The following is a 25515-nucleotide window of genomic DNA, read 5'->3' on the forward strand; positions in this document are numbered from 1 at the left end:
GACCGCCCATGCTGATGTCTGCTCGCGCCCGTTTCTACGGGCTCAATCTTGGAATTCCCCTGGTCTGCGCCGTGGTGGTGTTTTTGCTGTTCGACATGACTCGCATCGACATCGCCTTCAGCAATTTATTCTACGACCCGCTGCACCAGGTCTTTGCGTTGGAGCACGTGCGGCTGTTCGAGAAAATCACCCATAAGTGGGCCAGGATCATCCCGAACTGGACCGGCGAGGCGGCGATTATCGGGGCGCTGTTGTCGTTTGTCTGGCCGATCTTCAAGCCGCAAAAGCGCCCCGGATTGCTTCGCCTGTTGGAGAAAACCCGGTTGGCCGCGCCGTTGCGTTTTGCCCACAAGCATCGGCGCGACTTTCTCTACGTGGTCTTCGCCTTTTCCCTCAGCAGCGGGGTGATCCATTACCTCAAGGGCCACACCAGCGTGTACTGCCCGGTGGAAACCACCCAATACGCCGGCAAGATCGAGCACAAGGAATGGTTCCAGAATTTCGACCTGCTGAAAGTCGCCGGTGACGGTCGCTGCTGGCCCGGCGGTCATGCGTCCGGCGGCTTTACGATGCTGGCGTTGTATTTCGTCGCTCGCCGCTACCGCTGGCGTCATTCGAAAGCCTTGATGCACGGGGCGCTGGCCTTGGGGTTTGTCTACGGCACGACGCGGGTCCTGCAGGGCTGGCATTACATGTCCCACACGTTCTGGGCGGGGATTTTTGTCTGGTTGAGTTGTTGGCTGATGGCGTTGCTGTTTTATGGGCGGGCGGCTTTGGAGCAACCTGAATGCCAGGCAAAAAAAAGCCCGCTGGGAGAGCGGGCTAAAACCTTAGTTTCTTGAATGAGCGAGGCGACTGTACCCAATCACGCGGGGGCGTGGGGTGAAGAAAAGTTCATGAGGTCGCCTTCTTGCCAGACCTCATGCTCTCGTACGCCGCTCACCTGAGATCAAACCGATCCAGGTTCATCACCTTGACCCACGCCGCGATGAAGTCCTTGACGAACTGCTCCTGGGCATCCGGGCTGGCATAGACTTCGGCCAAGGCCCGTAGCTGGGCGTTGGAACCGAAGACCAGGTCGACACGGGTGCCGGTCCATTTGACCTGGCCGGTCTTGCGGTCGCGGGCCTCGAAGGTTTCCTGGGTATCGGAAAGGGCTTTCCATTCCACGCCCATGTCGAGCAGGTTGACGAAGAAGTCATTGGTCAACGTCCCGGGCCGTTGGGTAAAGACACCGTGCGCGGTGTGGCCGGCGTTGGTGTCCAGCACCCGCAGACCGCCGATCAGCGCCGTCATTTGTGGGGCGCTGAGGGTCAGCAGTTGGGCCTTGTCGATCAGCAACGCCTCGGCGGACACGCGGTACCGGCCCTTGAGGTAGTTGCGAAAGCCATCGGCGATGGGCTCGAGAAAACCGAACGACTCGACGTCCGTCTGCTCCTGGCTCGCGTCCATGCGTCCCGGCGTGAATGGTACCGTCACGCTGAGTCCGGCATTTTTTCCGGCTTGTTCAATACCGGCGCTGCCGGCCAGCACGACCAGGTCTGCCAGGGAGATTTTTTTGCCGCCGGACTGGGCGGCGTTGAACTCATTCCGGACCCCTTCGAGGGTCGCCAGCACCTTGGCCAGTTGCTCTGGCTGGTTGGCTGCCCAATCCTTTTGGGGGGCCAGGCGCAGGCGGCCACCGTTGGCGCCGCCGCGTTTGTCGGAACCACGGAAGGTGGAAGCCGCGGCCCACGCCGTAGACACAAGCTGTGAAACCGACAGGCCCGAGGCCAGCAGCTTGCCTTTGAGGGTGGCGATGTCGCTGTCGTTGACCAGCGGATGGTCGACCGCCGGGATAGGGTCTTGCCACAGCAGTTCTTCGTTGGGCAGTTCCGGGCCGAGGTAGCGTGAGAGCGGGCCCATGTCGCGGTGGATCAGCTTGAACCAGGCGCGGGCAAAGGCGTCGGACAACTGGTCGGGGTTGGCCAGGAAGCGCCGGGAAATTTTCTCGTAGATCGGGTCGAAGCGCAGCGCCAGGTCAGTGGTCAGCATCGTTGGGTTGCGCCGTTTGGCCGGGTCATGGGCATCGGGGATGATGCCCGCGCCTGCAGCGTTTTTCGGCGTCCATTGGTGCGCGCCTGCCGGGCTCTTGGTCAGTTCCCACTCGAAACCGAACAGGTTCTCCAGGTAGTTATTGCTCCAGCGGGTGGGCGTGGTGGTCCAGGTGACTTCCAGGCCACTGGTGATGGTGTCGGCGCCTTTACCGGTGCCGAAGGTGCTCTTCCAGCCCAGGCCTTGCAGCTCCAGGCCAGCGGCTTCGGGCTCGGCACCGACGTTGTCCGCAGGGCCTGCGCCGTGGGTCTTGCCGAAGGCGTGGCCGCCAGCAATCAATGCCACGGTTTCCTCGTCGTTCATGGCCATGCGGGCGAAGGTTTCGCGGATGTCCACCCCGGCAGCGACCGGGTCCGGCTGGCCCTCGGGGCCTTCCGGGTTGACGTAGATCAGCCCCATCTGCACGGCGGCCAGCGGGTTTTCCAGGTTGCGGCCCTCGTCAGTGCGACTTTCTTCGTTGCCAGGCTCGGCCACCAATTGGCCTTCGCCAGGATCTTGCATGGCGGCTTTGTCGGGCTTGCCGTAGCGAACATCGCCCCCCAGCCATTTGTTTTCCGAGCCCCAGTAGACGTCTTCATCCGGCTCCCAGACATCGGCGCGGCCTCCGGAAAAACCGAAGGTCTTGAAGCCCATGGACTCCAGCGCGACGTTGCCGGTGAGGACGATCAGGTCAGCCCAGGAAATATTGCGACCATACTTCTGCTTGATCGGCCACAGCAGCCGACGTGCCTTGTCGAGGCTGACGTTGTCTGGCCAACTGTTGAGCGGTGCAAACCGCTGCTGGCCGGAACCCGCCCCACCGCGCCCGTCACCGGTGCGGTAGGTGCCTGCACTGTGCCAGGCCATGCGGACAAACAGCGGACCGTAGTGGCCGAAGTCTGCCGGCCACCAGTCTTGCGAGTCGGTCATCAGTGCATTCAGGTCTTGTTTCAAGGCCTGGAAGTCCAGGCGTTTGAACGCTTGGGCATAGTTGAAATCCTCGCCCATGGGATCGGACAGCGAGGAGTGCTGGTGCAGGATCTTCAGATTCAGCTGGTTCGGCCACCAGTCGCGGTTCGTCGTACCACCGCCAGCGGCGTGATTGAACGGGCATTTCGATTCGTTTCCCATGAGAAGCTACCTTTGGTCGTATTCATCCAGCTATCGAGCCCGGCCGGGCTTCGAATAGCGACAGGCGAAATAAATGACTCAGGGCGCAGGGCTCACAGTTCGCTCAACTGATCGTGTGCGGCCACACGGCAACACACGAGAGGTCTGGTTACCCATTCGGTGGCCCACGGCAAGCCCAGTACGTTTCTGAACGCTTCGTATCTCTTTGTCAGGTTTCACGGGCCGGATTACACCAGCCTGAATTCAGGCTAGTCCCCCTTTGCCAGATAGCTAATAGGCGCAGTATTAACGGTCGATAGGGATAATCTTTTACCGGGGCCCCGCAGTGAGGCAGATGATATGAACAGCGCCTGCCGTGACGGACCCAATAATGAACAAATGCCCGCGCAGCACGGCCTTCCACGAAGCGGGTCATGCCCTGGCCTTTTGGTGGAACGGCCAACCGATAAAACGCATCACCGTGCGTACCAAGGCTGAAGCCTGCACGGGACCTCTGTTCGACCTGCGCGGCAACCCGCAATACGCAGAAGGGTTGGTGGAAGCTGACTACCTTGTCGCGCGTCCGGCCTTCGAAGCCCCGGGGATCGCTGAATACTTGCCCTCGATGGTCGATGCCATTGAGCGGGACCTGCTCCATTGCTTCGCGGGGCCGGTGGCCGAAGCGGTCTACCGGCACCGCCGATCCGATCGGCTGATCAGGGGCAGTGGCCGGGGTGACCTGGACCGGGGGCAGGAATTGATCAGCCTGCTACCACCGCGCAAACTGCTCGATGCCCAATCCCAGGCCATCGCTCGTTGCAGTTGCCTGGTGCACCGTTATTGGCCGGCTGTCAGCGCCGTGGCGGGCTTTCTGCAAGCGCACGGCACGGTTGAGGGGAGTGCTGTCACAGCGCTGCTGTGCGAGATGACCGGGGAGTGGCCGATGTTGCTTGGCCATCAAGTGGCAAGCCTCGATTCGTGATCAAGGCGTTGCCACTGGCCTTATCCGACTCGGATAAAAGCCACTACTCGCTAGCGCTTCACCGTTTCCTCAAGAGAGAAGCGTCCCAGTGGGTTTTGTTGGAAGTGCTCGATGTTCTTGCGCGAAATATTGATGTACGGGCTGTAGTAGAGATCGATCCAGTTGACGTCCTGCTTGGCGATCGCCTGAAGGTCGGTATACATCTGCTTGCGCTTGGTCGGGTCCACTTCTACCCGCGCGGCCGCGACCAGATCCTTGACCTTGTCGTTCTTGTAGCGGGTCATGTAATTCATGTTGGTGTCATGTCCCAGCACGAAGGTGGTCTTCTGGTCCGGGTCGAGGATGTCGTTGGTCCAGTACATCACGGACAGATCGTAATCGCCGTCGATCAGCATTTGCCAACTCTGGGTTGGGTCGACTTTCTGCAAGGTGGCTGTCACGCCGACGGCTGCGAGCTGTTGCTGGACCAGCACGGCGATCTGCTCGTCGGCTTCATTGCCCGCATTGACCACATAGTTGAGCTTCAGGCCTGAAGCGCCTGCATCCGCCAGCATTTTCCTGGCTTTTTCCGGGTCGTACGGGCGCTGCAGATTATCGGCATTGTGATAAAGCGCGCCTTTAGGAATGTAGGAATAAGCCACCTGGCCATGGCCGAACGTCACGGTATCGACCAGGGATTTTTTGTTGATCGCAAGGTCCAGGGCCTGGCGTACTTCAGGCTTGCCCAGCAGTCCGTGCGCATGGTTGATCAGCAGATGATCCTCGCGGGTGGAGGGATCCATGTGTACGACCAGGTTGGGGTCTTTCTTCAGGGTTTCGACGCGCGAGAAAGGCACGAAGATCGCCGAATCCAGTTCCCCGGCCTGTACCTTCAACATCCGCGTATTGTCATCCGGGATGGAGATCCATTCCACGCCATCCAGGCTCACCTTGTCGGCTTGCCAGAAGTTGGGGTTCTTCTCCAGCACCACGCGATCACCGCGTAGCCACTCCTTGACGATAAAGGCGCCAGAGGCAACGGGGTCCTGGGCATAGGCTTCCTCACCCATTTTTTCCATGGCCTTTTGCGACAGGATGGAGACGTTGGGCAACGCCAGCTGCGCGAGGAAGGGCACTGAAGGGCTCGTGAGTGTCACCACCAGTGTCTGCGGGTCGGGTGCTTGGGCCTTGTCGATAATCTTGTAGGAGTCGCTCCACAGCGACCCTTTGTTGTCGCGAATGCGCAACAGACTGAACGCTGCATCGCTGGCGGTAATCGGTGAGCCGTCGGAGAACTTGGCCGAGCGTAGTTTGAAGGTGTAAGTCAGGCCATCGTCGGAAACCTGCCAGCTTTCGGCCAGCCCCGGTACCAGCTTGGTACCGGTGTTGTCGACGCGCACCAATACGTCGTAGACATTGGAGAACACCCAGTTATCACGGTTCTGCGCGCTTTTGATCGGGTCGAACGTCGTACTTTCTTCACGGCAACCGATGGTCAGCACGCCTGCCGCCTGGGCGACACCGGCTGCCAGTGTGCAAACGGTCAACGTCGCGGCGGTCAGCAACTTCAAATGTTTCGATCGCATGGTCAAACTCCCTATTGATGAATGTTTTTTAGAGCAATGGCTCTCCGAGCACACAGCTATAACGATGTCCATTGATGTCATGGATGGGGGGCGGCGTTTTCGCGCAGATGGGTTGTGCATACCGGCAGCGCGGGTGAAAAGCGCAGCCGGATGGAAGGTTCAGGGGGCTGGGTGGCTCGCCAGGCAGGGGGGCGCTCAGCAACGGTCGAGTCGGGTCGATGTGTGGAATGGATTGGATCAGCGCGACGGTATAAGGATGCCGCGGGCTGCTGAACACGGCCTCCGTGGGGCCTTGCTCGACGATCTCGCCGAGGTACATCACGGCGACCCGATCACAGAGCCGCCGAACGATCGCCAGGTCGTGGGCAATGAACAGAATCGCCAGGTTCATGCGCTGTCGCAGCTCCAGCAGCAGGTTGATGATCTGTCCCTGGATGGAAACGTCCAGCGCGGCCACGCATTCATCGGCGATGATCAACCGTGGCTCGATGGCCAATGCCCGAGCGATCCCCACACGTTGGCATTGACCGCCACTCAACGAACCCGGCTTGCGGTTGGCCAGCTCTGGCCGCAGGCCGACCAGGGTCAGCAATTCATCGACCCGCTGGCGAATCAGTGATGCAGGGATCGCACAGCGCACTCGCAGCACTTCAGCCAGGGTGTCGCCGATGCTCATTCGCGGATTGAGGGCGGTATAGGGATCCTGGAAAATCATCGCGGTTTCGTGGCGCAGTCGCTCGATGTCGATCCGCTTGCCTTGAGCCATATCCACGCCATCGAACAGGATTTGTCCGGCGCTGACCTCCGTGAGGCGCAAGATGGCCCGACCCAGGGTGCTCTTGCCGCTGCCCGACTCACCCACCAACCCAAGCACCTCCCCGGTGGCCAGACTCAGCGACACACCGTTGACGGCTTTCACCCATTGCCTGTTGATCCCGAACGGACCACTGCCAGGGGCGGCGAAGCGCACCTGCAGATCCTTCACGTGCAACAGGGTCATGACGAGGCTCCCACAGGCAGCGGGTAATGGCAGGCGACCCGGTGTGCTTCTGCCGTGACTTGCATCTGTGGCAACAGCCGCGTGCACTGGCTGCCCTGCTGAAGGCAGCGTGGGTTGAAGCGGCAACCGGTGGGCAGCGCATCCAGCAGAGGGGGTTGGCCGGCGATGGTTTTGAGCATGGCATGGCCGGCGCTGGTCGCCGGTTGGCAGTCGATCAGGGCCGCCGTATAGGGATGTCGTGGGTGAGCCAGCAGATCAAGCTTGTTGCCGTGCTCGCAGAGCCGACCGGCGTACATCACCGCGATGGAGTCACAGGTCTGGGCGACGACCCCCAGGTCGTGGGTGATCATGATGATCGACAGCCCACGCTGGTCGCGCAAATCCAGGAGCAGGCGCAGGATCTGTGCCTGTACGGTGACATCCAGGGCGGTGGTCGGCTCATCGGCGATCAGCACCTGGGGGTTGCAACCCAAGGCCACGGCGATCATGGCGCGTTGTCGCATGCCACCGGAAAACTCATGGGGATAACTGTCGACGCGCGTTAGCGGATCGGGAATGCCCACCTGGCGTAACACATCAATGGCCTTCGCCCGTGCTTCACGTTTGGACGCCCCTTGATGCAGGCGTATGCCCTCGCCGATCTGTTCGCCAATACGCATCAACGGGTCAAGATGACTGCCGGGATTCTGAAAAATCATCCCCAGCCGCCGACCCCGTATGCCCCGCATGTCGGCTTCGTCCAGCGACAGCAGGTCCTCACCGGCAAGGCGCACGGCCTTGCCCTGGACCCGCAGGTTTGAAGAGGGCAGCAAGCGCATCAAGGCCCGGCAGGCCATCGTCTTGCCTGAGCCGCTTTCACCCACCAGACCGAGGATTTCACCTTCGGCCAGGTCAAATGACACGCGATCCACCAGCGTGACTTCGCCCTCACCGTGGCCGGCGATCACGCTGAGGTCCTCGACGTGCAACACCGGTGTGCTCATGGGCGTTCTCCGAGGTGCTCGGCGACACCGTCGGCCAGCAGACTGAAGCCCATGGCCAGGGTGACGATCGCCAGTCCCGGGAAGGTGCAGATCCACCAGGCGTTGGTGATAAAACTCTGGCCCTCGGCGACCATCGTGCCCCACTCGGCGGTGGGTGGCTGAACCCCCAGGCCGAGGTAGCTGACCGCCGCCCCATTGAGCAGTACCAGCACCGCGTCGGACATGGAAAACACGATCGAACCGAACATGGCATTGGGCAACAGGTGCCGAAACAGAATGCGTCCATGACCGAAGCCCAGGCTTTTCGCCGCCAAGGCGAAATCGCTTTGCTTGAGCACCAGGATCTGCGAACGGATCAGCCGTGCATAGGACACCCAACCCACCAGGGCCATCGCAATATAAAAGCTGCCCAGGCCGGGGCCGAGGATGGCCATGATCGCCAACATCAGCACCAGGAAGGGGAAGGCCAGAATAATATCGATCAGGCGCATGCAGATCGTGTCGAACCGGCCACCGATATAGCCGGCCAAGGCGCCGACGCAAGTGCCGATCAAGAACGGGAAAACCACCCCGATCACGGAAATCTGCAAGTCGATGCGTGCGCCCCAGATCACTCGGGAAAGAACGTCGCGACCGAAATTGTCCGTGCCGAACGGATGGGCCAGGCTCGGCCCCAGCAGGCGGATATCGGTGTTCTGGGCAATCGGATCGAAGGGTGCGACCCAGGGTGCGAAGAGTGCGAGCAACAGCCAGCCAAACAGAATCGCCAGGCCCAGCACGGTAGCCAGGCGACGGTTGCGCAAGCCCAAACGCAGCGCAAGACGCCAGGCGGGATTGAGGGTCTGGCCGCTCATCGCATGTTCACCCGCGGATCAATCATCACGGTCAGCACATCGGCGAGGAAATTGACCGTGACAGTGGCGAGGGCCAGCACCATGGCCACGCCTTGGACCACCATGTAGTCGCGGGTAAAGATGCCGCGTACCAACAATTGGCCGATGCCGGGAATGGCAAACAGACTTTCGATGACCACTGTGCCGCTGATCAACCAGCCGATATTTACCGCCAGCAGGTTGATCGCCGGTACCAGGGAGTTGGGCAGCACATGCCGACGAAATATCGCCCGCTCGGACAAGCCCCGGGCCCGTGCGGCGGTGGCATGATCGGCTTGTAGCTCCATGAGCATGCTGGCGCGCAGATTGCGCACCAGCACGGCGGAAAGTGCCAAGGCAATGGTCAGGCACGGCAAAACCATGTGATGCAGTTTGTCCCACCCTGTACGTCCATAGCCTGAGACCGGGAACAGCCCCAACTGCACACTGAGCAGCAGGATCAACATGATGCCTAGCCAAAACGCCGGCATGCCGAGCCCTGCCGTGGTGAACAGGCGAATCAGGTGATCCTGCCAGCCGCCCTTGTTGCGCGCCGCCACCGTTGCCAGTGGCACGGCGATCAGCAGCGCCAGCAGTACGCTGCCGAGCACCAGGAACAGGGTTGGCTCAATGCGGGTACTGATCAGCTTCAAGGCATCGACTTTGTAGAGCAGCGATTGGCCGAGATCGCCTTTGAGCAGGTTCTTGAGAAAGTAGAAGTACTGCATCCACAACGGCTGGTCGAGACCGTACTGGGCACGAATCCTGATCAGCGCCTCCGGCGTGCTGCGCGAGCCCAGCAGTGCCCGGGCGGGGTCCCCGGGGATTGAGCGCACGAGCACAAAGGTGATCAAGCTGATGCCAAACAGCACCGGCAATAGCTGTAGCGGGCGCGACAGTATGAAACGGTAGCGCGCCAGGTTCATGGGCTAGTTCCGATGGCGGTGCAGAAAATCCAGCAGGACTGGGAAGTAGGCGTGGGGCTCTTCGTAGAACGGCATGTGGCTGCTGTTGGGGAACACATTCAGTTGTACATCCTTGAGCGCCATTTTCATGCGCATAGCACAGGCTGGCGTCAGTTCATCATGTTGACCGGTGGTGATCAGCACAGGCATTTCGAAGCCGGCCATCTGCTCGATGCGATTCCAGTCCTTGAGATTGCCGGTATAGAGAAATTCGTTGGGGCCCTGCATGGTCATGTAGGGCCCCATGTTCCAGTCGCCCAGGGAACGTGTCACCGGCGCTGGCCACTCGTCCAGACGGCAGACATGGCGATAGTTGAGCAGGGTGATGGCCGCCTGGTATTGCGGATGATCCAGGGTGCCCAAGGCTTCATGGCGCTGCATCATCGCGACGGTCTCACTGCCCAGGGCAGCCCGCAGACGCTCGAGCTCCAGGGACAGGTGAGGGATATCGCCGGCGGTATTTTCCAGGATCAGGGTTTTCAGCGCTTGGGGGTGATGAATGGCGTACTCGATCGCCAGCCAGCCACCCCAGGAATGCCCCAGCAGGTGCACTTTGCCCAGGTCGAGGGCTTGGCGGACGGTTTCTACCTCCGCCACATAACGGCTGATGTCCCACAGGGATTCGTCAGTCGGCCTGGCCGAGGCGCCGGTACCCAACTGATCGAAAGCGATGACCCGCAAGCCCTTTTCCTTGAGCCAGCCATGGCTGTCACGCAGATAATCGCAAGGCAATCCCGGGCCGCCATTGAGGCACAACAGCACTTCGTCGCCGTCGCCAAAGCCATAGGCCACCAGACGATGACCATCGACTTCCACGTCGTACCGCTGGTCTGGCTCGATCTCACGCCACATCATTGCTCTCCTGCTCAGGTGCGCCCGTTGGCTAAACCTTACCGAGGAAGCTACGCGCCCATAAGCTAGCAATTCTTATAGGTTTGATCTGGCACTCCCTCGCTCAGGCGTGGCATTCTACTTGCACGATTTCAGGATTGAAATTAATAAGGGAGCCGAATGGATGCAGGCCAAGCTGTCTGACTTCAATACCCGTCTTTTGTCTGGCAGGAGCCTGGACGAACAGATGGACAACACCTTGCGGATGGTCCAGGCGTTAGGCTTTGAAGCCTTGGTGTACGACTACAGTCCGGTGCCGCTGGATCATGATGGGGCACTGATCACCCCGACTGTGCTGAAGGTGCGCAATACCCCCCGTGATTGGCACTCGCTCTGGTGTGAAGAAGGTTATTACCAGATCGACCCCGTCCAGCATCTGGCAATCAATACCATATCTCCTTTTGTCTGGTCCTATCGACCGGAGGCCGACACGGTGCTGCAGCCGTTCATCGGCCAGAGTCATGCACCGGTCGTGAGCTACCTGCAGGATTCGCGCATGACCTGTGGCGTGACGGTGCCGATGCATTTGCCCAAAGGTGGCTTTGCGACATTGACCGGGCTGCGCGCCGATACGAAGGGGAGCACCCTGCAGGATGTCCGGCAAACCCTGGGCGACTTCAGCCTGATTTCCCATGCCCTGCAAGAGGCGGCTTTTCCGCTGCTCGGCAAGGAAGCCCGTGCATGCCCGGTTCGCCTGACCAAACGCGAGCGTGAGTGCCTGAGATTGGCCGCTGACGGGTTGACGGCGGCGGACATCGCCAGGCAACTGAATCGCTCCTTGGCCACCATCACCCTCCACCTGACGTCTGCAATGCACAAACTCGGCGCCAGGAATCGGGTCCAGGCCGTGGTCAGGGCGGTGCATTATCGGTTGCTCGATAGCTGAAATCGGGCAAAAACCTATCTGTTCCTCTAGTTATTCCGCCGGCCAGTCCCCGGTATCGTGTGCCGCAGGATTCCTAGGGAGCGGCACGAAATGGATTTTCCCGTAACGCACGAAGGCTTTGCGCCTTTTGGTCCGTATCAGACCTGGTATCGCATCACTGGCGATTTCAGCAGTGGCCGTACGCCGCTGCTGATCCTGCATGGCGGCCCGGGCTGTACACACGATTATGTCGATGCCTTCAAGGATATTGCCAACAGTGGCTATCCGGTGATTCATTACGACCAACTGGGCAATGGGCGTTCCACCCATCTTCCGGAAAAAGACCCCTCGTTCTGGAACGTGGCGCTCTTTCTCGATGAGTTGGAGAACCTGCTGGATCATCTGGGCATTGGCGACAATTACGCACTGTTGGGGCAATCCTGGGGCGGCATGTTGGCCAGCGAACATGCGGTGCTCCAGCCGGCGGGCTTGCGCGCGTTGATTATCGCCAACTCCCCGGCGGACATGTCCACCTGGCTCCTTGAAGTCAATCGCTTGCGCCAGCTTCTACCCATTGAGGTGCAGCAAACACTGCTCAAGCACGAGCGGGCTGGAACCTTGACGTCTACCGAGTATTTGGACGCCGCTCGGGTTTTCTACGACCGTCATGTCTGCCGTGTCACGCCCTGGCCCGATGATGTCGCCCGTACCTTTGCCCAGATCGATGCCGATCCTACGGTTTATCACGCCATGAATGGCCCCACCGAATTCCATGTGATCGGCAGCATGAAGGACTGGTCCATCACCGATCGCTTGCCTCGGATCAAGGTGCCGACCCTGCTGGTTTCAGGCCGATACGATGAAGCGACGCCGTTGGTGGTCAAACCCTATGTGGATCATGTTCCGGACATTCGCTGGGCGTTGTTCGAACACTCCAGCCATATGCCCCATGTCGAGGAGCGGATGGCTTGCATGGGAACGGTGGTGAGTTTCCTGGATGAGTGTTTGTAGGCATCTGCGCAATCCGAGCCGTCGTTTTGTGTTGTGTTTTTCGACGCGTCCTGTGAGACGCGTCTCTTTTTTGCGTGGAAATTTCCCGCTCTCTTGAACCGAAAGCGATATGCAGGGTCTGGTGTGCGCAGCATTGCTGTGCATGCCTGCTGTCATTTCTGTATCGAGGGATCGAACATGTCCGTATTTGCCTTAGGGACTAGGCTAGTCGTTGCGTCGCTGTGTTTTCTGGCGATGAACATTGCTGTCGCCGCGCCAACCCCCGGCGATACGGACCTGATCCGTGAGCGTCAGGATCGCCTGCTCCAAGAGCAGCGCCGACGCCTTGAAGAGCTCAAGGACCTGCCCGGCAAGGAAGCGAAGCCGGCCCAGCCCACGGCACCTGTCGATACCCGTTGTTTCCCGATCAAGACCATCGAGCTCAAGGGCGCCGATGCCTTGTCCGAGGGCGAGCGCCAGCGCCTGCTCAAGCCCTTCCTCAACCAATGCCTGGGCGTGCCGCAGCTTAACCAGTTGCTCAAGGTCATCACCGATTACTACTTGGAAAAGGGCCTGGTCACCAGTCGCGCCTACTTGCCGCAACAGGACCTGTCCAGCGGTCACCTGCAAGTGCTGGTCGTCGAGGGTCGCCTGGAAGGCCTGAAAGGTGCCGAAGGCAGCGGCCTCTCCGAGCGGGAACTGGCAATGAGCTTTCCTGGCAAGCCGGGCGAGCTGCTCAACCTGCGTGAGATCGAGCAGATGGTCGATCAACTGAACCGTTTGCCGTCCAACAGTGCCCGAATGGAACTGACGCCGGGACAGAACATCGGCGGCAGTGAAGTGTTGGTCAATAACACCCCGCAAAAACCTTGGCGCGCCGGCCTGTCACGGCATAACGACGGCCAAAAAAGCACCGGCGAGCAGCAATGGGGCGCCTCCCTGGACTGGGACAGTCCCCTGGGCCTGGCTGACCAACTGGCCTTGCGCGGCGGCCACGATGCCGTCAGCGATCACCAGAAAACCTCGCGCAACGCCATGCTCTATTACAACCTGCCGTTTGGCTGGTGGAACCTGAGTTACACCTACAGCCAAAGTGAGTACCGCACGCTGGGCCAGGCCAACGGCTTCAATTTCAAGCAGAGCGGCGACAGCCAGAACCATCAAGTGCTCCTGGAACGGGTGGTCCATCGCGACGCGGTGAGCAAGACCTCACTCAACACCGGCCTGGCCTATCTGCGCACCAACAACTTCGTCTCAGACAGCAAGATCGCCGGGAGTAGCAATCGCATCAGCGAGGCGCAGTTCGGCATCAACCATGGACGGCGTGTTGGCAATGCCTTCGTCAACCTCGACCTGGGCATGCAAGAGGGCATCGGCGCCCTCGATGCCCAGGGCGATGACGACCCTGGCCCCGGGCTGCCGGATGCGCGCTATCGCAAATACACCGCCACCCTCAGCTACCTGCAACCCTTTGAACTGGGCGGCGAGTCCTTCAGCTTCAGCAGCCTGATGACCGGCCAGCGCAGCGAGGATGCGTTGTTCAGCTCGCAGCGCATGAGCCTGGGCGGCCTGTCGTCGATTCGCGGCTACAAGGACCAGACATTGTCCGGCGACAGCGGCGGCTACTGGCGCAACGACTTGCGTTGGAGTCGTCCGGTGACACTGGAGTGGATGCGCCCGGTGTTCGCTGAATACGGCACCAGCCTCGGTTATGACCAGGGCGTGATTCGCGGCAATCGCTACAACGGCGACCAGCACGGGCGTATGTCGAGCAACTCGCTGGAGTTGTTCGCCCGCGGTGAGCACCTGAGCGCCAGCGTCACCTTCGCCCACTCCCTGGAACGTCCGGATGCCCTGACCGAGCGCGAAGCGCCGATCTACTTCCGCGTGGATGTATCTATCTAATTTCTGCTGCAACGAGACCTGATCATGGACGACCGCCAATACGCCTTCCTGGCCCGCCAGCCTTCCACTGCCCTGCAAACCCGCGACACCTTCTGGGGCATGCCCAAGCGTGGCCTGGCGTTCCTATTGGCAAACGTCATGTTCTGGCAGCCGATGTGGGCCCAGGCGGACGGCATCGTGGTCAGCGCGCCAGGCACCAGCCTCGGCAAGGCCGGCAACGGCGTGCCGGTGGTCAACATCGCCAAGCCCAACGGCAGCGGCCTGTCCCACAACCGATTCAAGGACTACAACGTCGGCAGTAACGGCGTGATCCTCAACAACGCCACCAAACCCGCCCAGGCCACGCAACTGGGCGGGATCATCCTTGGCAACCCGAACCTCAAGGGCACCGCCGCGAAGGTCATCCTCAACGAAGTCAACGGCGGCAACCCCAGCCAATTGCGCGGCTACACCGAAGTGGCGGGGCAGTCGGCCCACGTCATCGTCGCCAACCCCTACGGCATCACCTGCAATGGCTGCGGGTTTATCAACACCCCAAAGGCGACCCTGACCACGGGCAAGCCGATCATCGAAAACGGCCAGGTGGGTCGCTATCAGGTGGACCAGGGCAGCGTCTCCATTGAAGGCGCGGGCCTGAACGTGAACAACGTCGACCGCTTCGAAATCATCACCCGCAGCGCCAAGATCAATGCCGAGATCCAGGCCAAGAACCTGACCATCGTGGCTGGGCGCAATGACGTCAACGCCAATACCCTGAACGCCACTGCCCGTGCCGATGACGGCAGTGCGAAACCAGAACTGGCTATCGACTCGTCGGCGTTGGGTGGTATGTACGCCGGCGCGATCAAGCTGGTGGGTACCGAGGCGGGGGTTGGCGTGAAGCTGGACGGCAAGATGGTTGCCAGTGGGGGGGATATTCAGCTGGATGCCAATGGTCATTTGAGCATGGCGCAGACGGCTGCTGCCGGTGCCATCGTCATCGACGCCAAAAGCCTGGAAACCCGTGGCCAGGTGTACGCCGGTAGCCGCCTGGACGTGAAGACCCAGGGCGACCTGACCAGCCAGAGCAACCTGGTAGCCCGCGACAACGTTCATCTGGACAGCGGTGGCACACTGAGCAACAACGGCATTATCGAAGCCGGGGTCAACGCCGATAACAGCCGCAATACCACGGGTGATGTCACCCTCACCGCCAAGCAGTTGAACAACGCCGGCAAAACCGTCATCGCCAGCCACGACCTGAATGTCACGACTACCGCAGCGCTGAACAACCAGGGCGGCACGCTCAGTGGGCAGGGCAAGACCACCGTCACCGGCAACGTTGTGGATAACCGCAATAAAGGCCGGATCCTGGGTAACACCGAACTGCACCTGAGCGCCGATCAAGTCCTCAACAGCCAGGGCGGCCTGATCAATAGCCAGGGCCTGCTGACGGCCGACCTGGGCCATCTGGAAAACAATGCAGGTGAACTGTCGAGCCTGAACAGCGCGACCCTGGTCCTCGACAGCCTGGACAACCTGACCGGCCTGGTCATGGCCGGCAAGAACCTCGACATCACTAACACCGGCGCGATCAATAACCGGGGCGGCGAACTGTCCAGCCAAGGCGTCATGACCGTGCGCACCGCCAGCCTGGACAACAGCAACAAAGGCACCGTCGCCGCCAATGGCAAGCTGCTGGTCAGCGCCACCGGCGCGGTCAACAACGCCGAAAAAGGCCTGCTCGCTAGCCGTGCTGCCGAGGTCGAGCTCGATGCTGCCAGTCTGAATAACGCCAAGGGCACGCTGCAAGGCGAGGGCCTGGTCACCGTGGATGTATCCGGCGACATCGATAACCAGGGCGGCAGCATCATCGCCAAGGACGCCAAGCTGAGTGTCTTCGCCACCAACCTGGACAACCGTGGCGGCGTGCTGTCCAGCGTCAAGGCCGCGCTGGAGGCGCGCACCACCGGCGTGCTGAAAAACGGCTATGACGTGAACCGCCAGGGCGGCACGATCCAGGCTCAAGGACTCAACATCCGAGCCTTGGCTGGGCTGTTCAACGACGGCGGACGCATCGCTGCGCAAGCCGGCGATGTCGTGGTCACCAACGCGACGGCGGATATCAACAATCGCAACGGCGGGATATACGCCACGGGCAAGGTCTGGGTCACTGGCCGGGGCATGGACAACAGCGGCGGCGGGCAGGTCAGCGCCAGTCGCATCGACTTTGACCTTTCGGGCGCGCTGAACAACAACGCCGGCATCATCGAAAGCCAGGACAGCCTGGACATTCTGGCCGCCAGTTTGAGCAACCAGAAAGGCCAACTGCGCACCCTGGGCCAGAACAGCACCACGGTGTTCAAGATCGGTGGCCTGTTCGATAACAACGACGGCACCCTGGAAACCGCCAGTAATGATGTGGGCTTCAACACCGGCAGCGTCCAGAACGTGGGTGGCAAGCTGCTGCACACCGGCCTGGGACTGTTTGGTATCAGCCAGGCCAACCTGGGCCAGGCGGGTGGGCAACTGGTGACCTACGGCAACCTGACTGTGACCGCTGACCGCTGGACCAACAGCACGGCGATCCAGGCCGGCCATCTGGTGGTTCATGTCGATCAGCTGACCCAGACGGCCACCGGCCAGTTGCTCAGCGCCAATAGCATGGAAGGCCGCGGCAGCAACTGGCGCGTCGACGGCCTGATCGGCAGCGATGGGGCGATCGACCTGCAACTGACCGGCGCCTATACAGGCAACGGTCGCTTGAGCAGTCTCGGCACCTTGGGCCTCAAGGCCGCGCTGATCAGTCTGGAGCAAAACGGCAGTATCGCTGGCGGTGGCAACACAACCGTCGTGGTCGATGGCGTCCTCAACAGCTACGGTCGGCTGACCTCGGCGGCGGACCTGAACGTCACGGCCGCCACGATCAACAACTACGGCACGCTGGGCAGTGCCGGCGCGCTCGGTGTATCGACCGGCGACCTGCTCAACGAGCACGGTTTGATCTTCAGCGGCGGCAATACCAGCCTGCGCGTCAATAGCCTGACCAACCGCTATGCCGATATCTACAGCCTGGGTGATCTGAGCATCGATCGCGACGGCCTCGGCACGCGTGCCGGCCGCATCCTCAACAGCTCCGGCACGCTGCAAAGCGGCGGCAGCATGCGCCTGGCGGCCAGCACCATCGACAACGTCCGTGAGGTCTTGGCCACCAACGATGCTGGCATCTACACCGCCTCGATCAGGGAAGTGGCCTGCGTCCCAGGTGATTGCGACGGCCCCAAGCAAAACCACGTCTGGCAGATCGTCCAGCGCGACAAGTTCGAAGTTACCGCGGCCAGCGCCGCCTCCAGCATCACCACCGGCGGCAACCTGAATATCCAGGGCGACACCCTGACCAACCGGAGCAGCAGCATCGGCGTCGGCGGTGCATTGACCGCCAACCTCGTCAGCTTGAACAACATCGGCATCGAGACCGGCGAGATTGAAACCTCGCGCACCTTCAGGTCCCAACGCACGCGCCGCCCGGGTAGCTGGCGCGCAGACGCCAATAACTTCACCAACAAATACTGGTTGCAGAGCCCAGGCTACAACGCCAATGACCTGAGCGGTCTTGAAGCGGCGATGAGCCGTTTTATCGGCAGAACCGAACGTGAGCTGACGCAGTTCCGTACTCAGACAGCCACCACCGACAGCCAAACCTATGCCGCGATTATCCAGGCCGGTGGTGCCCTCGACATTCCAACCCAGGGCGACCTCAACAGCGGCGTCGTGCGAGGCGGCTACAACTACGTTGGCGCCGGCCCGCGCACCGACACCCAGGCCGACAACGCCTTCTCGACCCGCATCAGCGTCAATCGGCAGCTACCCCCGAGCCTGACCCAGCAACAAGTCGATCCGCTGTCCTTACCAGGTTTTGACTTGCCCACCGGGCAAAACGGCCTGTTCCGCATGAGCGGCGACGGCTCCACCACGCCGACCCAGAGCACGGGCCTGACGCAAGTGCGTGGCCTGCCGGACCGCTCGTTCCAGGCCAACCCGCAAAAATACCTGATCGAGACCAACCCGGCGCTGACCGACATGCGCCGGTTCATGAGCTCGGACTACCTGCTGACAAACCTGGGCTACGACCCGGACACCGCCGCCAAGCGCCTGGGCGACGGCTTCTACGAACAACGCCTGATCCAACAGGCGGTGATCGCCCGCACCGGCCAACGCTTCCTCGACGGCCAGAACTCCGACGACGGCATGTTCAAGTACCTGATGAACAACGCCATCGCCAGCAAGGACAGTCTCAACCTGTCCCTGGGCGTCAGCCTGACCGCCGAACAGGTTGCGGCCCTGACGCATGACATCGTCTGGATGGAAAACCGGACGGTGAATAATCAACAGGTGCTGGTGCCGGTGCTTTATCTGGCCCAGGCCAACCATCGTCTGGCGCCGAATGGTGCGCTGATTCAGGGCTCAGACGTCAGCCTGATTGCGGGTAAGAACCTGAACAATGCGGGCACCTTGCGTGCGTCCAGCAACCTGAGGGCGACGGCGGGCGACAGCTTGGTCAACAGTGGGTTGATGGAAGCGGGTGGTCGGCTGGATGCGTTGGCGAGTAATAACCTGACTAACCGGGCGGGTGGGGTTATTGCTGGGCGGGATGTCAGTGTTGTTGCCGTCGCTGGTGATTTGACCAATGAGCGAACCATTACCCGGCATGCCAGCGGCACTGGTTACAAGACTGAGCAACGCGAATTTGCTGACAACGCGGCGCGGATTGAGGCGAGTCATGACCTGACGATGGGTGCAGGACGGGATATCGCCAACAAGGGGGGCGTGCTCAAGAGCGGCAATGACATGGGCTTGCAGGCGGTGCGTGATGTAAACATCACCTCCGCCGAGCAGGTGGACAGCAACACGATGGGGAGCAGGCACCGGGACCAAACCATTACCCAAAATGGTTCCAGCGCTACTGCGGGCCGGGAGATGAAGGTGACGGCCGGGCAGGACCTGCGGGTCGTTGCCAGCAACGTCATCGCCCAGAGCACCCTGGCGCTGACTGCCGGGCGCGATATCGCGATCACGTCTGCCGCCAACGAAAGCCATCGCTCGTCCCAGAGCAAAAAAGTCAAAAGCAGCAGCGACCTGGTGCGTCAGCAGTCTTCGGTTATCCAGTCGGGTGGGGACCTCAGCGCCAAGGCAGGGCAAGACCTGAGTCTCGTCGCCAGTCAACTGAAAGGGGCCAAGGACGTTGCGCTCGACGCCACGCGCGACATCAGTCTGCTGTCCGCAACGGACGAAACCGCAGAGTTCTACTCGAAGAAAAGCAAAGGCTCCTTTGGCCGCAGTAAAAGCGAACAACGGGAAAGTTATGACAGCACCAACGTCGCGTCGGTGGTTGAGGCGGGGCAAGACCTGACGGTCAATACCAGCCAGGCCGCCGGTGGCGGTGTCACGCTGGATGGCGGCCGCAACGTCACGGTGATCGGCAGCCAGTTGAACGCCGGCAATGATTTGGTGGTGGGTGCCACTGGTGATGTGGCGGTGCTCTCGGGTATCGAAGAACACGGCTCCTATAGCAAGAAAACCAAATCGGGTTTCCTCGGCTTGTCCAAGAGCGGCAAAAGCGAGCTGAAAACCACGGCCTCCCAAGTGGCCAGCGAGCTGGAAGCAGGCAATGATGTGGTGCTGGTCGCGGGCAACGACTTGCGTTTGCGCGCCAGCGAAACCACCGCTGGTAATGACGTGGAACTGCGTGCGGGCTTGGTCAAGGATAGCGGCGACATCAACCTCGTCGCGGCCAATGACACCGCTTACAGCCATAGCGAGCAATACAAGAAGAAAACCGGGCTCTCGGTCTCGGGTGGCTTCCTGTCGTTCTCCTCTGCCAAAGAGTCGGGCCGGATCGCGCAGAGCAGCACCAGCGTGGGCAGTCAGGTGACTGCGGATCGCGACGCGACCCTGCAGGCTGAGCGTGACATCAACCTGGTGGGTAGTGGTATCGATGCTGGGCGCAATGTCAGCTTGAATGCCGGACGTGATGTGAATGTTCTGGCCGCGCAGAACAGTCGTTCCGAGCGGGATTGGGAAAAGAACAAGCAGGCTGGGATCGGTGTTTCTTCGGATGCTAATGGCATCAATTTCTTCGCAGGTGCCGATAGCCTCAAGAACAAGAATCGTCTGGAACGGCAAACCGCTGCCGCTAGCCAGATCAGTGCAGGGCAAGATGTTGCCATCAACGCTCAGCGCGATATCAACCAGACGGGTTCCGATCTGCGTGCCAGCCGCGACATAGGCTTCACGGCAGGACGCAATATCAATGTGGATGCTGCGCGTGAAACCCAACTGACCGAGCAGGAGCGCGAAGCCAGTCGTAATGGGCTTGGTATTTCGTTCAATCATAACTACGGCAACACCAAGGATGCGGTCAGTGGTGCCGGGAAAGGGGAGAACGGCGTCAGTAAGACGTCCAGCACCCTAAAAGGCGTCGATGCCGTCGCCCAATTCGTCAATGGACCGACCGTCGACGTCAAATTCGGCAACAGCACGCAAACCAGTAACCAGCAGGTCATTGAGCAGACCAATCGCGCGTCGACGTTCGATGCGGGCAACGACCTGAATCTCAATGCCGGCAACGACGTCACGGTCAAAGGCGGTCAGCTAAAGGCCGGGCGGGATATCAACGTCAAAGGTCGCGACGTCACGCTGGATGTGGCGAAGGGCAGTGTCAGCCAGGAAAGCACTGATCGCCAAAGCTGGAGTGGGATTCATGGCGGCACCAGTGGTGGCTTCAAGCTAGGCGCCGGCGGCAGCTACGGTGTTGCCACCGAGGATGGCGTTCACGGCAGTTCGACGGCCACTCAGGTTGCCGCTGGAAGGGATGTCAACGTGGACGCCCGCCACGACATCAACCTGGTAGGCACTCAGGTCAAGGCTGGGCGAGATATTGCGCTCGATGCTGGTAATGAGCTGAACATCAGGTCGGCGCAGAATGCCAGCGACAGTGAGAGCAATCGACACAACGGTGGTGGCGAGGCGGGCCTGACGTTCGGCTCTCAAGGCGTAGGCGTCTACGTCAGCGTGAACATCGGCAAGGGCAATCTTGATCGGGAAGGTAACCGACAGCAAGAAGCCTACCTCTACGCGGGCAACCGTCTGGGCTTCACCAGTGGCAAAGACACCAACATCAGCGGTGCCACCCTGCGCGGCGATGAGGTCGTTGGCCGTGTCGGCGGCGACCTGAACGTCTCCTCGGTGCCTGACACCGGCGAAGTCAAAGGCAAAGAGTTCGACCTCAGCGTCACAGCGACCTTTGGTCCAGGGGCTGGCGTCAGTGGCTCTGTGGGGTATGGACAGACAACCGGTGAGACCAATTGGGTCGAGCAGCAGACCAGCATCACCGGTAAAAACAAGGTCGACATCCGCACCGAGGATCACACCCAGCTGGACGGTGCCTTGATCGCTGCCGATAACGGCAACCTCAAACTGGACACCGGAACCCTGGGCTTCAGTGATATCGCCGGTAAAGATAAGGAACATGGCTATTACCTGAACGTGGGTGGCAGCTACTCCCAGGGTGGCAGCGGCGCCCAAGACAGCAGTCAGGTTGGTAAAGGCGAGAAAGATAAAAACGGTTGGAGCATCAGCGGTTGGGAGTATGAGAAGGATCGTCAGCAGACCGTCCGCGCCACCGTTGGGGCCGGTGAAGTCGTGGTGCGCAATGACTCTAAAACCGGGGCTGATTCGACGGCTGGGCTCAATCGGGATGTGAGCAAGGCCTACGAAATCACCAAGGATGATGAATCTCGGACCGACTTGTACGTCACCAAGTCCTCGGTGGACGCGGTGATGGATCCCTCTGGGACGGTGCAGGCTTGGAAGAACAGCATCAAAAGCTACCCCGACAGCAGCCTGAAAGCGTATGAGGACGCACTCAAGCTGGTTAGTGGGCCGGTGCAGGCCACCAAGCAGATCTGGACCAACATCCAGGCGCAACGGGTTTCAATTGATGAGGTGCCTGCTTCCGCGAGGGCTGCGTTGGGGGATGAGGTTGCGCTGAGTATTGCGAAAAATCTTGTTCGCAATGGTAAGGATGCAGGGGATATCAAGGGGCTGAAGCCGGATGACGTAATCGCTATCCAAAGCTTCGCGAAGAGATTTGCAGAATTTGCCAAGCTGCAAGAAAGCTGCGATGCCAAGGGGGGCTGTGTATCAAATAATTCGGAGAAAAAGCCTCGTACTCTTGCTTGGTATACGGATACCGATGGCACCTTGAAGTGGAGGAAGGTCGAAGACGTGCAGGTGGACACGCCAGGTAGAAAGCTGCTGCAAGAAACTGCGCGGTTGCAGACGTACTTGGACGGTCTTCCAGTAGAACAAGCTCAGCTCTTGGGCTTGGGGATTCAGGCAGTCATGGGACCCGCCAAAATGGCGGTCGGTCTCGCCGGGAACGTGGTGGTCGACAAGCTGTTTGGCGACAAAATCGCTGCGGCAAAAGATTCAATATCGAAATCGATTGCAAGCGAACTCAGTGGCAAAGATAAGGCTGAACTGGAGACTAGCGATAATCTCTTCAAGCTTCGCCACGAGCAGGGCCGGGATAAACAGTCTGGAGATGTGTACGTTCGTGGCGCAACGACGCTGCTAAATATCGCCTTGGGGACTGCCGGGAACGCGGCCGGGTCTGCGGCGGGTAAGGTCATTGGCATTGTTGGTAAGGGGCCTTCGGATAATATAACGAAGGGGACCGACGGGCTGGAGATTGATCCGAAACATCCGGATTGGGCTAAGGAGTTTGGGGATACACCGTCGAAGGGGTGGGTAGAGGCGGGGTCGAAAAACGATCAACCGCCGGTAACGCCTGACGGATCGAAACCGAATGCCGGCGATAGTGTAACTGAGTCGAATGCTTCGCATCCTGTCGTGAAGGTGGATACCAGCCAGTCAGTCAAAGGGTCGCCCACTTACGAAATACTTAATAATCCAAAGGCCAGGAGCCCTAATACTCGGTATGAGCTAGATAATGGCGACGCCTTCGTTACGAATAGTCATGGCATGGTAGAAGAGCTGACGTTTACGCCCGCTAATGTCAAAGTCCCAAGGGATTCGAGGCAGACGGCTGCAGGTAAGGAAGGGCGCGAAACGGACGTTGGTGGGCATGCTCAAGCGTGTAGTCAGGGTGGTACCTGTGATGGTTATAATTTGTTTCCTCAAGATAGAAACTTTAACAGTTCGGCATATAAAGTTTATTATGAAAACAGGATGCGTGAGGCGTTGAATGATCCATCAAAAACTATAGGGCCAACGTTTATAAAATTTAAGCGTGAAAATCCAGCTTCGCTAAGGCCGGATACTATGGAGTTGACCTATACTATCGATGGTAAAAGTCGAACGGTATCCTTTGAAAATGAAGCTGGCAAAATTCCAGAGGTGAGTAATGGTTACTAAAGATTTAGAAATTGTGAAGGAAATATTTTCTTTGATTGAATCTGGAATAGTTTTTGGTTATGACTATTTCTGTTATGAGGTTGAGGTGGGTGAAGGGTATATGGAGTCGGTGCTGACTGTTGAGAAAGATGGTGTTGAAGTAACCGATGCTGATACCGATTTTAATAGTGCAAAACTGTATAGGCTAATAAAGGAGTTGAGGGCAGAGGGCAAGGCGCGAGGTGAGGAATGGCTTTCTTTCGCAATATCCTATCGCCGTGAGGGTGAGGTGAAAACGAAATTTAATTACTGACGCTTAAATGCACGATACCAGCAAAAAGGGATCGAAAGGGGACAGATTTATTTTATGAGGTGAGCAGGCTTATTGGTTTGTACGTTGATAAATAAATCGGTCCCCTTTTTTTTTCGTCCCCTTTTTCCTAATGAGACCGCGAATGAGAGGAAACAGATTTATTAGTGTGGTGGTGCTGGCTTTTTCATTGTTGGCTATCGTGTGGGGGGTGAGTACTTTTCTTGCGATGATAGTTGCAGTGTTAATTTCACTGTTGTTTCAGACTGATTCAAGTTGGGTTTTTATTTGGCTCGGGTTCCCTCTGTCATGGATATTTGCATTGTACTGGGTTGTTACTCGTTGGGACTACGTTAAGTCTTTTATCTCCGGGCGGGGGGAGTGAGAGAAAAAGGAAAAAGGGGACGGATTTATTTTATAAGGTGCTGAGGGGCGAGTTTATTGAATTCTCTCGGTTTTAAAAAAACTGTCCACTTTTCTCCAGATCTATAATTTTTTAGGATGTACTTGGAGTTACTCATGAAGAAAGCATCACTACTAATGTTGAGCCTGATCCTGACGTTGCCAGGCTGTAAATCCAACGTCAGAGACTCTTCCCCCACCGTGCTCAACGACGGCATCCAACTGCACCAAAACAAAGTGACCGTAGACGCCCAGCACGCCAAGGTGATCATGAAAGCGACGGGCAATGTCGTCCCTGTGGAATTTGCAATCAGGCGAGCGACGGACCCAGACCGGCGTATGGATGTGCAGGGGACAGTGGTGGATTCCGGTCGCGGCAAAGTGTTCGGCTGGATTGCCAAGCTCAACGAAACGGCCCACAGCGCGACCTTGAAGCATTTTCCTCAGTTGGAAGTGCAAGCTGATCCCGATCAGCCATTCGAGGTATCGGGTTACGCCACTGGCGAAAGTATCAACCGCGGTTATCGTTGCGGTCCGATCAGCACCATTTTCACGCCGGAGAAAGGCAAGGTTTATCTGGTGGAACTCCAGTTTGTGGGTGGGGGCTGTGAACTGAACGCCTATGACATCACGCAGCCTCAGGAGCGTATTCCTGTCGTAGGTAGCGCGCAAAACGGTGGCTTCGCCAACGCAGTCCCGGGCTGCAAGTCGGCAACGGCCTCGGTGAATAATCAGCCGGTCACAACACAGTTTTGCATCAAGTCCATCATGCTCCAGCCTTCGCAGTATCGCGTTAGCGTCAACGACCAGACTGTTTTCAGCGGTACCGATTACGAGCGCGTTGCTTTTGTAAAAACCGTTAAGGAAGGGGCCGTAACCGGTGGTTGCAATGAAATGATCGAGGCGCAGGCGGGCACTACTCAAAAGCCTGTCGCCTTTAAAGACCTGCCAGCTGATTTAGTCGCGGGCTGCCACATTACTGCGGACGCTGAGGGCAGAGCCCAACCGTTTAGTAAAGATGAAGCCTGTGACAAGGTGTTCTACAAGGCCATGATGCCGGTTTTAGGCAAGGTAGTACCCGTCGAGGTGGCACGGCAATGTGTCGTCAGAATAGGGGGGCAGACAGTATTTGAGGACCGTTTCAGTTTCTGACTTAAGATTTGAGATGCGTTTATATGAGGATGTGGTCCTCCATAATATTTTCAT

15 protein-coding genes are annotated in these 25515 nt (G+C 59.3%); 8 read left to right on the top strand and 7 right to left on the bottom strand.

Translation table 11 applies throughout. The annotated features are described in order from the left end of the window. The first annotated feature begins 8 nt into the window (after positions 1-8). Positions 9-842 carry a phosphatase PAP2 family protein gene (locus tag AD662_RS03715; protein ID WP_018613026.1) on the top strand — a complete coding sequence of 278 codons (834 nt, stop codon included), beginning with the start codon at positions 9-11 and terminating at the stop codon, positions 840-842. A 97-nt stretch (positions 843-939) separates the two neighbouring features. Here the strand turns inward: AD662_RS03715 and katG are convergent, their stop codons facing one another. After that, positions 940-3204, bottom strand: a complete 2265-nt coding sequence (gene katG / locus AD662_RS03720) for a catalase/peroxidase HPI (protein WP_053185546.1) — start codon at positions 3202-3204, stop codon at positions 940-942. A 370-nt stretch (positions 3205-3574) separates the two neighbouring features. On the opposite strand from katG, the gene AD662_RS03725 reads away from it, so the two are divergent. Then, a complete protein-coding gene (locus AD662_RS03725; RefSeq protein ID WP_053185549.1) occupies positions 3575-4165 on the top strand; it encodes a hypothetical protein in 591 nt (196 codons plus the stop codon). Between the two features lie 50 nt (positions 4166-4215). Here AD662_RS03725 and AD662_RS03730 read toward each other — a convergent pair whose 3' ends face one another. From AD662_RS03730 to AD662_RS03755, 6 genes are read right to left on the bottom strand one after another with little or no spacing between them, the layout of a single operon-like run. Beyond that, the gene (locus AD662_RS03730; protein ID WP_018613020.1) at positions 4216-5730 is read right to left on the bottom strand and encodes an ABC transporter substrate-binding protein; all 1515 of its coding nucleotides are present in this window, start codon (positions 5728-5730) and stop codon (positions 4216-4218) included. Between the two features lie 28 nt (positions 5731-5758). Then, entirely contained in the window at positions 5759-6730 is a 972-nt protein-coding gene (locus AD662_RS03735) for an ABC transporter ATP-binding protein (protein ID WP_053185553.1), read from the bottom strand. Beyond that, the gene (locus AD662_RS03740) at positions 6727-7713 is read right to left on the bottom strand and encodes an ABC transporter ATP-binding protein (RefSeq protein WP_053185556.1); all 987 of its coding nucleotides are present in this window, start codon (positions 7711-7713) and stop codon (positions 6727-6729) included. The genes AD662_RS03735 and AD662_RS03740 overlap by 4 nt, the downstream gene beginning before the upstream one ends. Next, on the bottom strand, positions 7710-8567 hold the full coding sequence (locus tag AD662_RS03745) for an ABC transporter permease (protein ID WP_018613014.1): 858 nt from the start codon (positions 8565-8567) through the stop codon (positions 7710-7712). The genes AD662_RS03740 and AD662_RS03745 overlap by 4 nt, the downstream gene beginning before the upstream one ends. Beyond that, positions 8564-9511 carry an ABC transporter permease gene (locus AD662_RS03750; RefSeq protein WP_053185559.1) on the bottom strand — a complete coding sequence of 316 codons (948 nt, stop codon included), beginning with the start codon at positions 9509-9511 and terminating at the stop codon, positions 8564-8566. The genes AD662_RS03745 and AD662_RS03750 overlap by 4 nt, the downstream gene beginning before the upstream one ends. 3 nt (positions 9512-9514) lie before the next feature. Continuing rightward, positions 9515-10402: a proline iminopeptidase-family hydrolase gene (locus AD662_RS03755; RefSeq protein WP_024616457.1), complete on the bottom strand. Its 888-nt coding sequence runs from the start codon at positions 10400-10402 to the stop codon at positions 9515-9517. Positions 10403-10565: 163 nt separating this feature from the next. Between AD662_RS03755 and AD662_RS03760 the strand changes: the two genes are divergently transcribed. The 6 genes from AD662_RS03760 (at position 10566) to AD662_RS03790 (ending at position 25461) form a co-directional block, all read left to right on the top strand. Further along, a complete protein-coding gene (locus AD662_RS03760) occupies positions 10566-11327 on the top strand; it encodes a LuxR family transcriptional regulator (protein WP_018613008.1) in 762 nt (253 codons plus the stop codon). 90 nt (positions 11328-11417) lie between these two features. Next, entirely contained in the window at positions 11418-12317 is a 900-nt protein-coding gene (locus AD662_RS03765) for a proline iminopeptidase-family hydrolase (protein ID WP_053185562.1), read from the top strand. Between the two features lie 177 nt (positions 12318-12494). Then, a complete protein-coding gene (locus AD662_RS03770) occupies positions 12495-14201 on the top strand; it encodes a ShlB/FhaC/HecB family hemolysin secretion/activation protein (RefSeq protein WP_053185565.1) in 1707 nt (568 codons plus the stop codon). A 24-nt stretch (positions 14202-14225) separates the two neighbouring features. After that, positions 14226-23618 carry a hemagglutinin repeat-containing protein gene (locus tag AD662_RS03775; protein ID WP_235862383.1) on the top strand — a complete coding sequence of 3131 codons (9393 nt, stop codon included), beginning with the start codon at positions 14226-14228 and terminating at the stop codon, positions 23616-23618. Further along, positions 23608-23910, top strand: a complete 303-nt coding sequence (locus tag AD662_RS03780) for an immunity protein YezG family protein (RefSeq protein ID WP_053185568.1) — start codon at positions 23608-23610, stop codon at positions 23908-23910. The genes AD662_RS03775 and AD662_RS03780 overlap by 11 nt, the downstream gene beginning before the upstream one ends. 516 nt (positions 23911-24426) lie before the next feature. Then, the gene (locus AD662_RS03790; RefSeq protein WP_053185574.1) at positions 24427-25461 is read left to right on the top strand and encodes a hypothetical protein; all 1035 of its coding nucleotides are present in this window, start codon (positions 24427-24429) and stop codon (positions 25459-25461) included. Positions 25462-25515 lie beyond the last annotated feature (54 nt).

The sequence above is a fragment of the Pseudomonas kilonensis genome, from assembly GCF_001269885.1.
Lineage (GTDB): Bacteria > Pseudomonadota > Gammaproteobacteria > Pseudomonadales > Pseudomonadaceae > Aquipseudomonas > Aquipseudomonas kilonensis.

Coding starts and splice junctions, on each gene's coding strand:
- AD662_RS03715 (WP_018613026.1), top strand. CDS start 9: ATGCTGATGTCTGCTCGCGCCCGTTTCTACGGGCTCAATCTTGGAATT.
- katG (WP_053185546.1), bottom strand. CDS start 3,204: ATGGGAAACGAATCGAAATGCCCGTTCAATCACGCCGCTGGCGGTGGT.
- AD662_RS03725 (WP_053185549.1), top strand. CDS start 3,575: ATGAACAAATGCCCGCGCAGCACGGCCTTCCACGAAGCGGGTCATGCC.
- AD662_RS03730 (WP_018613020.1), bottom strand. CDS start 5,730: ATGCGATCGAAACATTTGAAGTTGCTGACCGCCGCGACGTTGACCGTT.
- AD662_RS03735 (WP_053185553.1), bottom strand. CDS start 6,730: ATGACCCTGTTGCACGTGAAGGATCTGCAGGTGCGCTTCGCCGCCCCT.
- AD662_RS03740 (WP_053185556.1), bottom strand. CDS start 7,713: ATGAGCACACCGGTGTTGCACGTCGAGGACCTCAGCGTGATCGCCGGC.
- AD662_RS03745 (WP_018613014.1), bottom strand. CDS start 8,567: ATGAGCGGCCAGACCCTCAATCCCGCCTGGCGTCTTGCGCTGCGTTTG.
- AD662_RS03750 (WP_053185559.1), bottom strand. CDS start 9,511: ATGAACCTGGCGCGCTACCGTTTCATACTGTCGCGCCCGCTACAGCTA.
- AD662_RS03755 (WP_024616457.1), bottom strand. CDS start 10,402: ATGTGGCGTGAGATCGAGCCAGACCAGCGGTACGACGTGGAAGTCGAT.
- AD662_RS03760 (WP_018613008.1), top strand. CDS start 10,566: ATGCAGGCCAAGCTGTCTGACTTCAATACCCGTCTTTTGTCTGGCAGG.
- AD662_RS03765 (WP_053185562.1), top strand. CDS start 11,418: ATGGATTTTCCCGTAACGCACGAAGGCTTTGCGCCTTTTGGTCCGTAT.
- AD662_RS03770 (WP_053185565.1), top strand. CDS start 12,495: ATGTCCGTATTTGCCTTAGGGACTAGGCTAGTCGTTGCGTCGCTGTGT.
- AD662_RS03775 (WP_235862383.1), top strand. CDS start 14,226: ATGGACGACCGCCAATACGCCTTCCTGGCCCGCCAGCCTTCCACTGCC.
- AD662_RS03780 (WP_053185568.1), top strand. CDS start 23,608: ATGGTTACTAAAGATTTAGAAATTGTGAAGGAAATATTTTCTTTGATT.
- AD662_RS03790 (WP_053185574.1), top strand. CDS start 24,427: ATGAAGAAAGCATCACTACTAATGTTGAGCCTGATCCTGACGTTGCCA.